Origin of the sequence: Micromonospora sp. CPCC 206061 (genome assembly GCF_036906915.1) — a bacterium.
Taxonomy (GTDB): domain Bacteria; phylum Actinomycetota; class Actinomycetes; order Mycobacteriales; family Micromonosporaceae; genus Phytohabitans.
The window spans coordinates 1-1,057 of sequence record NZ_JBAKHX010000214.1; the positions used below are offsets into that span (position 1 = coordinate 1).

The 1,057-nt window shown below is 67.2% G+C and carries 1 protein-coding gene; it reads right to left on the bottom strand.

The genetic code is table 11. The annotated features are described in order from the left end of the window. Positions 1 to 58 precede the first annotated feature (58 nt). Entirely contained in the window at positions 59 to 928 is an 870-nt protein-coding gene (locus tag V6V89_RS41445) for an alpha/beta hydrolase family protein (RefSeq protein WP_334625227.1), read from the bottom strand. Positions 929 to 1,057 lie beyond the last annotated feature (129 nt).

Here is a 1,057-nt window from a genome sequence, read left to right on the forward strand (position 1 = left end):
TGCCGATGTCAGTGCGGTATGGGGTGCGAGCGTTGAACGACGAAACGGTGCTGGCCGTTCATGGCGGCTGGACAAGGCCGGAGACTTGGGCCAGGTAGGTGACGGCTTCGGCGCCGGCGCGCGCTCGCGTGTCTGCGCCTTCGCTGACGTCGGGGAAAAGGTGATGGTGCTCGACGTGGCGACCGAGACTCTGTCCGTGGGCCCCGCCGATCAACTTGAGGTATCGCAGGGCGGTCTGCTCGGGCGGGGTGATGACGTCTGCGTCCGCCCAGCGGATCTCCACCGGCCGGGTCACTGCGCGCAGACTCGCAGCGCTGGACATCCCGCCGTCGCCGGGGCAGATGAGGAAGGCGGCCTGTACTCGATCGTCGCTCTGGTCGCCGCCCGCGCGCTGCAGCAGGCCGCCGATCGTGTCGGGTGTGGTGGTGCGTCGCAGCCACTCGAAGGCGTCGGGATACTCCGGAATGGCCGGATCGGGAATCTCGCCTTCGGCGAGCAGTCTGATGAGATCAGGATCGAGACGTACCCCGACCAGCGCCGCAGCGGCGTATCCGCCGGCGGAGAAGCCCGCTGCCCCTACCCAGTCGACGTCGCGGTCCTGCTCGATGAGGTTTAGCGCATGCCGCAGGTCGGCTGGGCGTTCCCATACGAAAATGAACCCTGGCGCTGCGTAGCCGTCGACCCAGTTGTTGCCGTGGTGATCCACCGCTGCGACCAGGAAGCCCGCCTGCGCAAGCGGCTCGGCCAGCCAAGCCATGTCGCGCCCGGAGGCCCCCGTGCCGTGCGACAGCAGAATCAACCGTGTCAGGCCATCCGCCGGCCGGACGAGCGGCTCCCACAGGTAGACACGGACCGGCCGGGGGTGTGCGGGATCGTCGAATGACGTCCGCATCGCATCGGCAGACTCGATGATCAGGGGTGGCGGCATGGCTGAGAATGTAGCGCAAGCAGTTGACCGCACCCGCCGCCTCGATGCAGTTGACCTTGGAAGATTTGACCGCCCAGAACCGGTCAAATCTTCCAAGGTCCGCCCCGAGTGAGTATCCGGATCTGCCGC